Annotated in this window: 8 protein-coding genes and 2 tRNA genes; 1 reads left to right on the forward strand and 9 read right to left on the reverse strand. The window is 68.7% G+C overall.

The features are described 5' to 3' along the window. Positions 1 to 42: 42 nt before the first annotated feature. Positions 43 to 606: a DUF3228 family protein gene (locus tag KAH28_RS13530; protein WP_290577491.1), complete on the forward strand. Its 564-nt coding sequence runs from the start codon at positions 43 to 45 to the stop codon at positions 604 to 606. A gap of 29 nt (positions 607 to 635) precedes the next feature. On the opposite strand, the gene KAH28_RS13535 is transcribed toward KAH28_RS13530, so the two are convergent. From KAH28_RS13535 to KAH28_RS13575, 9 genes are all read right to left on the reverse strand, one after another. Beyond that, on the reverse strand, positions 636 to 2117 hold the full coding sequence (locus KAH28_RS13535; RefSeq protein ID WP_290577493.1) for a hypothetical protein: 1482 nt from the start codon (positions 2115 to 2117) through the stop codon (positions 636 to 638). Between the two features lie 5 nt (positions 2118 to 2122). Next, positions 2123 to 2728, reverse strand: coding sequence for an energy transducer TonB (locus KAH28_RS13540; RefSeq protein ID WP_290577495.1), 606 nt, complete (start codon positions 2726 to 2728; stop codon positions 2123 to 2125). 4 nt (positions 2729 to 2732) lie between these two features. After that, positions 2733 to 3146: a biopolymer transporter ExbD gene (locus tag KAH28_RS13545; protein ID WP_290577497.1), complete on the reverse strand. Its 414-nt coding sequence runs from the start codon at positions 3144 to 3146 to the stop codon at positions 2733 to 2735. Positions 3147 to 3159: 13 nt separating this feature from the next. Beyond that, positions 3160 to 3594: a biopolymer transporter ExbD gene (locus KAH28_RS13550; RefSeq protein ID WP_290577499.1), complete on the reverse strand. Its 435-nt coding sequence runs from the start codon at positions 3592 to 3594 to the stop codon at positions 3160 to 3162. Then, complete coding sequence (locus KAH28_RS13555; protein WP_290577501.1) at positions 3591 to 4154, reverse strand: MotA/TolQ/ExbB proton channel family protein; 564 nt, start codon at positions 4152 to 4154, stop codon at positions 3591 to 3593. Before KAH28_RS13555 ends, KAH28_RS13550 begins: the two co-directional genes overlap by 4 nt. A gap of 7 nt (positions 4155 to 4161) precedes the next feature. Beyond that, a complete protein-coding gene (locus KAH28_RS13560; protein WP_290577503.1) occupies positions 4162 to 5538 on the reverse strand; it encodes a MotA/TolQ/ExbB proton channel family protein in 1377 nt (458 codons plus the stop codon). Between the two features lie 16 nt (positions 5539 to 5554). Then, complete coding sequence (locus tag KAH28_RS13565) at positions 5555 to 6361, reverse strand: DUF3450 domain-containing protein (protein WP_366918192.1); 807 nt, start codon at positions 6359 to 6361, stop codon at positions 5555 to 5557. Positions 6362 to 6568: 207 nt separating this feature from the next. Then, a tRNA-Thr gene (locus KAH28_RS13570) sits at positions 6569 to 6644 on the reverse strand. A gap of 210 nt (positions 6645 to 6854) precedes the next feature. Then, a tRNA-Gly gene (locus tag KAH28_RS13575) sits at positions 6855 to 6928 on the reverse strand. Positions 6929 to 7060 lie beyond the last annotated feature (132 nt).

The raw sequence follows: 7060 nt of genomic DNA on the forward strand, positions 1-7060 counted from the left end.
CCGGATGCCGGCGCGGCGCCGCCCATCGCAACGGGAAGCGCAATGCGCATCGCTCTTACCGCGTTCGCCCGCCGCCGCCTGTTCCCGGCGGACGGTCGCGCCAACGCCATCGTCGGCACCACGCCGGACGCCTTCACCGAGCATCTCAACCGCGAGCCACCCCTGAAGGTGCTCGACGGCTACGCCGACTTCTGCAAGCTGCACGTCCACCGCAACTGGACCCCGACGCGCTGCGCCACCATTCCGATCACCGACGACAACCGCCACCTGCTGCGATCCGGCTACGAGGCGCGCAACCGCGACGAGCTGCCCGTGCTGACGCGCTGGTTCGAGGGCGTCGAGGCACCGGTGGCGGAGTATCTCCTGGTGATCCTCTACTCGCAGGCCCAGATGGCCCGCGAAGGCGAGCATGTCGACGCCGACTGGGGCGTCGTGGGCTGCCTCGCCACCGCCGAGCCCGAGGAGATCCCGATGGCGCCCATCACCATGATGCGCAACGCCCTCGGTGTCGAGGAAGGCGGGTCGGGCGTGCCGCTGGACCGCGAGGCCTACCGCCGCAGCGTCGCGTTCTGGGACACGCACGCCAACTGGCGCGAGCCCCGCTAGTCGCGGCGCACCGGTTCACGCACGGGCGATCAGGATGACGAATCGCCCTCCCCTGAAGGCGATGCTGCATCCGAAGCCGCGTCCTGCTCCTGCGCGGAATCCTCCGCCTCCAGCAGCCGCCGGCAGCGCTCGGACACGTCGGCGCCGGAGAGGCGCTGGGCGCGGCAGGCGGTCAGGGCGCGCTGCTCGGCGGCGCGCTCCAGGTTGGCTTCCTGCTCGGCTTCCAGCGCCGCCTGCCGGCTCTCGGTGTTGTTGATCGCCGCGATGTAGCTGCGCCACTCGCTGGCGCGACTGCGCGTGCGACCGAAGCGCTGCGCCTGCTGATAGGCCGCGTCGGCTTCGGCACGCTGCTCACGGTCACCCGGGCCGGCCTGGTTGAAGCGCGCGGTGCCCAGCAGCAGCCAGGCGTCGGCCTGGTCGCGCTCCGCCAGCCCGCCCTTGTTCAGGGCGTTCTGCAGCGCCGTCTCGGCCGCCGCGTACTGCTCGTCGGCAAACAGCACCTGACCCAGCCGGAACGCCAGCCCGCCGGTATCCGACAGCCGCGCCGCCTCGCGCAGCACCGGGATCGCCTTCTTGTGCTCGCGCGCCTGGCTCCACAGCTGCGACAGCAGCTCCAGATGCTCGACATCGCGCGTCACCCGGCCCGCATCCATCTCCTTGATCAGCAGCTCGGCACCGCGGTGCGGGTTGTTGAAGCGCGAATAGAACTGCGCCAGCGAGACGATGTCGGCCTCGTCGCCCAGCAGGCCATTCCGGTAGGCCAGCTCCAGCGTGGCAAAGGCTTCGCGCTGCCGGTCGAGCTCGTTGTAGGTCGCCGCCAGCTGCTTCCAGTAGCTCACCTGGTCGGGCCAGTGCTCGATGATCCGCTCCAGCAGCCGCACGCGCTTGTCGCGCAGATTCAGCTCGGCGAAGACGATGTTGGCGAGGTCGAAGAAGCGCTGCTTGGGCGCCTTGGCCAGCGACAGCGCGCGCTCGATGTGCGGCACGGCCGCCCGGTAATCGTCGCGGTAGTAGTGCGCCGCGGCCAGCATGTAGTAGGCGTTGGCGTCGGGGGCCTCGGCATCGTCCAGCCACTGCTGGAAGTAGCGGATGGCCTCGCCGTAGTTTTCTTCCTGGAAGTGCAGCTGGGCGACGTTGAAGCGCAGCTGCAGGTTCTGCTCGGCCGGCAGCGCGTCCAGCTGCAGCGCGCTCTCGAAGTCGCGCAGGGCTTCGCCGTGACGCCCCAGCGAGGCGAAGGCCGAGCCGCGGATCTGCAGCACGGAGGCCTTGTCGAAGGGCTTCATGCTGTCGCCGCGGCCGCTCATCAGCTGGTTGAGCTTGCTCAGGGCCTGCTGCGTGCGGTCGTTGCTGAGGTCCTCGTAGGCCGCGCCCAGTTCCCGCGCCACCGCCGGCGCCAGCGATTCGACCTGCCGGGTGCGCTGACCCTCTCCGTCTTCCTGGGCGTGGACCGGCACGGCACTGAGCATGCCGGCGACGAGGCTCATCACGACGATTCGGGCAACAGTGCGCATGCTCGTCACTCCGCGAGCCTGAAGGTGAGCTGCGTGCGCACGCCATAGCGCGGCTGTGCCTGGTTGTCGACCATCTTGGGCTCGTACTTCCAGCGCTCGACGGCGCGCAGCGCGGCACGATCGAAGCAGCCGTTGGTGGAATCGATCACTTCCGGATTGACCACGGCGCCCTCGGGGCTCACATCGAACTGCACGATCACGCTCTCGGCATTGTCCGCGCGCGCCATGCAGCGGCTCGGGTACTGCGGCGGGATGCGCACCATGGGCTGCGCATCGCGGTCCGGATTGAACCCGGTGCCGATGTCGAGCTCGGCGTCGGAGAAGTCCGGCACCTCGCCGATCTGGCCGCTCACCGTCGGCCGGAAGCTCGGGTCGTTCACCGCCGGCGGCGGCGGTGGCGGCTGGTCCAGCACCGGACGCTGGAACGCGGTCTGCTGCTGCTGGGTGGTGCTGTCCTGCAGCTGGCGCGTGACGTTGATCTCCACCGACTTGTCCTCGCTCAGGCGCACGTCCTCGTCGCGATGGATCAGCGCCGCCAGAACGAGAAACAGCGCACCGGTCACCACCGCGGCGCCCGGGATGCCGGTCAGAAGACGAAGCAGGCCGCGCATGCCGTCAGCTCTGCCGGGTCGACACGGCGACCGTCTCGGTGACGCCGGCGTCGCGGATGGCGCGCAGCACCTCGATCATCATCCGCGTGTGCGCCCCGGCGTCGGTCTGCACCACCGCGCTGCCGCGCGGATTGTCGCGGCGCAGCCGCTCGACCGCGCCGCGCACCCCGTCCAGCGGCACCTGCTCGTTGTTGATCCAGACCTGGTTGTCCTCGGTGATCGCCACCAGGATCGACACCAGCTTCTGATCCTCGCCGGTCGCCGCCTCCGGACGCTGCACCTCGACACCGGGTTCCTTGATGAAGGTCGCCGTCACGATGAAGAAGATCAGCATGATGAACACGATGTCCAGCAGCGGCGTGACGTTGACATCCTCCTCATCGGCTTCGGCGGTGATGCGCGGGGTGCGTTTCAGCATGGGCGGGCCTCCGTCATCGCGATGCCGGCGCCGCCGCGGCGCCCTCCTGCAGGCCGACCGCCGGCTCCACCCCGGCCTGTCGCGACTGGTCGAGCACCAGCACCGTGGTCTCGGCCCGCGCCTCGGGCGCGGCGCTCACCAGCACCACGCCGCGCGGCTCCCGCGCCTTGAATTCCTCCACCACCGGCTTCACCGACCGCGGGTCGATCATGCGCAGGTCGTTGACCCGCACGAAACCGTCCGGCCGCACCGACAGCACCAGCGTCGGCGGCGGCCGCGTCTGGTCCTCCGGCGGGTTCTCCTCGGGCGCGTTCAACCCGAAGCCTTCCTCCTGCAGGAAGGTCGCCGTCACGATGAAGAAGATCAGCAGGATGAACACGATGTCCAGCAGCGGCGTGATGTTCACCTCGCCGGTGTCGCCTTCCCTGCGCGTGATCCGACGCGTCATGCCGTCACCCCGCTGCGGTCGGGTGCCGCGTGCACGTCGAGGCTGTCACCCAGCCGCGCCACGGTGCGCGCGCCGTGACGCTCGAGGAAGTTGATCAGCAGGATCCCCGACAGCGACACCGCCAGACCGGTCATCGTCGGAATCGTCGCCCGCGAGATGCCCGAGGCCATCAGCCGCGCATTCGACGAGCCGGTCGCGGTAATGACGTCGAACACTTCGATCATCCCGGTCACCGTGCCCAGAAGCCCCAGCAGCGGCGTCACCATGATCAGCACCCGGATGAAGGTCAGGTTCTGCTCCACCGCCAGCCGCTGCTCGGAGATCAGTCGCTCGCGCACGGCGTGCGCGAACCAGGTGCTGTGGTCGCTGCGCGCTTCCCACGCCGCCCGCCGTGCGCGCACCGCGCTGCGCTCGACAAAGGCGAAGTAGAGCAGGCGCTCGATGATCAGCGCCCACATCGCGAAGGTGGACACCAGCAGCGCGCTGACCACCGGGCCACCGGCGTCCAGGTAGTCGCGGATCGCGCCCACCGCGTTGACCGGATGCAGCAGATCGAGCATGGCGCTGTCAGCCGCGCCCTTCGGCGTATTCGGCCACCATCCCGGCGGACTGTTCCTCCAGCACCTGGCTCACCCGCCGCGAGGCGTTGGCGGCAAAGGCGTGCAGCAGCAGCAGCGGAATGGCGGCAATCAGACCCAGCACGGTGGTCACCAGCGCCTGCGAGATGCCGCCCGCCATCAGCTTGGGATCGCCGGTGCCGAACAGGGTGATGGCCTGGAAGGTAACGATCATGCCGATGACGGTGCCCAGCAGCCCCATCAGCGGCGCCACCGCCGCCAGCACCTTGACGATGTTGAGGCCGCCCTCGAGCTTGGGCACTTCCTTGAGCACGGCGTCGTCGAGCTTGAGCTGCAGGGTCTCGATGTCGGCGTCGCGATGGTCGGCGTACACCTGCATGACCCGGCCCAGCGGATTGCCGGTCGACGGGCTGTCGGAGCGCATCTGCGCCCGCACCCGGCTCGAGGTGATGGTCAGGCTGACCCACTTGTAGAGCGCCAGCAGGGTCCCGGCAAGGGCCACGACGATGATGGCGTAGCCGATGCCGCCGCCCTGGTCGACGCGCTCGCGCAGGGTCGGCGATTCGACCACCAGTCCGAGCAGGCGCCCCAGCGAGGGGTCGATGACGCCGCCCACGAAGCCGTCGCCGGCATGCCCGGCGACGCGCTCGGCCGCGGCGGTGGCACCGCCGCCGGGCTGGCGCGGGAGAAAGCGCAGGGTGTCGTCGCCGTACTGCAGATAACGGCCGTCGGCGAAGGCGGTGAACGGACCCAGCCGGGTGACGCTGCGCGTCTCGGGCCGGTTGTCGGTGCCGATGACCGGGGCGTCGAAGCGCACGACCTTGGATTGCTGGTTGGCCTCCTGCATCAGCGTGAACCAGAGATATTCCAGCTGGTCGATCGAGGGCAGCGTGTCGGATTCGGCGATCTCGGCCAGTTCTTCGCCGCGACCCGGGTACTGCGCCGAGACCAGCGATTCGTCGAGCTGTTCCTTGAGGTCGGCGGCCGCGGCGCGCGCCGCGCCGAACAGTTCACCGAATTCGCCCTGGCGCTCGTCGAGCTGGGCCTTGAGTTCGTCGAGACGCCGCTGGTTCTCGTTGCGGGATGCCTCGAGCTCGGCGGCCGCGGCTTCGGCGTCGGCCACTTCCCGGCGGATGCGCGAGAGCTCGGCCTGCTGTTCGTCGCGCCGCTCCAGGAAGCGCTGCTCGCGTGCCCGGTTCTCGTCGTTCACCGCGCGCCGCTCGGCGCGGATGGTCTGCAGCGCACGGTCCAGCGTCAGCGGCTGGCTGCCACTTTCCTGCTGGGCCATCGCCGGACCGGCCCCCAGGGGCAGCGCGCTGAGCGCGCCCAGGACCGCGAGACGGCGTGCGACGGCAATCGCTTTCATTGCATGCCTCATGACCTCAGCCTCCCTGCTGTGCGGCGTCTTGCGGCGCCGGCACCGGCACCGTCAGCAGATCCGGCGGGATCTGTTCCTTGGCCATGCGCAGGCCGGTCTTGACGTCGTCCAGAAACGACGCGTCCAGATCGCGCCAGGCGTGCCCGTCGGCGTCGTAGATCTTCAGCGTCTGGTCGTCGTCGGTCTTGAAGATCAGCGCCAGGCGCCCCACCCGCAGAAACTCGGCGTTCTCGAACGTGGTGCCGTCCACCGTCACGTCGCTCCGGTACGCCTCGATCGTGCGCCCGTACTCGTTCTCGATCTGGTAGGCCTCGACGATCAGCCGATACCGCTGCGCCGGCGACTGCTCGGGGTCGTCCATGATCCCCTGCAACCGCGACACCCGCGCCTCGCGCTCGCCCTGCTGGAACGGCATGTCCGCCGACACCAGCGTCTCCAGCCCCGACAGCATGTCGTCCATCAGCGGCTGCACCGAGCGCTGCAGACTGGAAATGGTCGCAATGTCCTGCTCCAGCGACCCCAGCTCGCGCTCCTGCGCCTCCAGCTGACGACGCTGCGAGGCGTTGTAGCGCTCCAGCTGCTCCAGCTGCTTCAGATTCGCCCGGTAGTCGTTCAGCAGCGCCTGCGTCTGCTCGTCCAGATCGTCAATCCGACGCTGCGACGCATCCGTCTCCGATACCGCGCGCTCGCTGGTGTCGATGGCCTCGTCCAGCTGGGCGTGGGCGGGCATTGCACCGACAGCCACGAGAAGGAACGCCGGCCCGGCGAAAGCTGTGGCCGCTCGCGCTGCGAAAGCGCATCGCATGGTCATCTGATTCGTCTCCTTGGCGACTCTGGACGCGTGGGTGCACTGCAACCGACCGCCGGAGAATCGATTCGACCGGAGGCGGACACGTACCCGTGAGTCACGAGACACTAACCGATATCGAACGGAGAGTGCGACTCGTTTGCGTCAGTTGCCCGGGCCCGAAACGAAAGGGAGCGCCTCGACCGCTAGGTCGGGCGCTCCCGGATTCGCTGGTGCCCACCGCCAGATTCGAACTGGCGACCTCACCCTTACCAAGGGTGTGCTCTACCGACTGAGCTAGGTGGGCAGATTGTGCGCGGATGATACCGCATCGCTGCTTGACCGCGGTCACTAGGCTCGGTCTTCCGGACCTCGCTAAGTGACCCTGGCCGGGCCGTCCTGGCCCGGCCGCTGAAACGCAGGGTTTCAGCCCGACTGAGCTAGGTGGGCAGATTGTGCGCGGATGATACCGCATCGCGCTTTGCATGGCGTCTGCCGCAGGCCATGCAATGAAACCTGGAGCGGGTGATGGGAATCGAACCCACGTAACCAGCTTGGAAGGCTGGGGCTCTACCATTGAGCTACACCCGCGTGAGCCCCAATATTAGCGTCTCGCAAGCTTGGCCGCAGTCACTAAGCTCGGTCTTCCGGACCTCGCCAAGTGACCCGGGGCGGGTCGTCCTGACCCGCCCGCCGAAGCGCATGGCTTCGGCCCATTGAGCT

Origin of the sequence: Algiphilus sp., assembly GCF_023145115.1 — a bacterium.
In the GTDB taxonomy this organism is placed as follows: Bacteria; Pseudomonadota; Gammaproteobacteria; order Nevskiales; family Nevskiaceae; genus Algiphilus.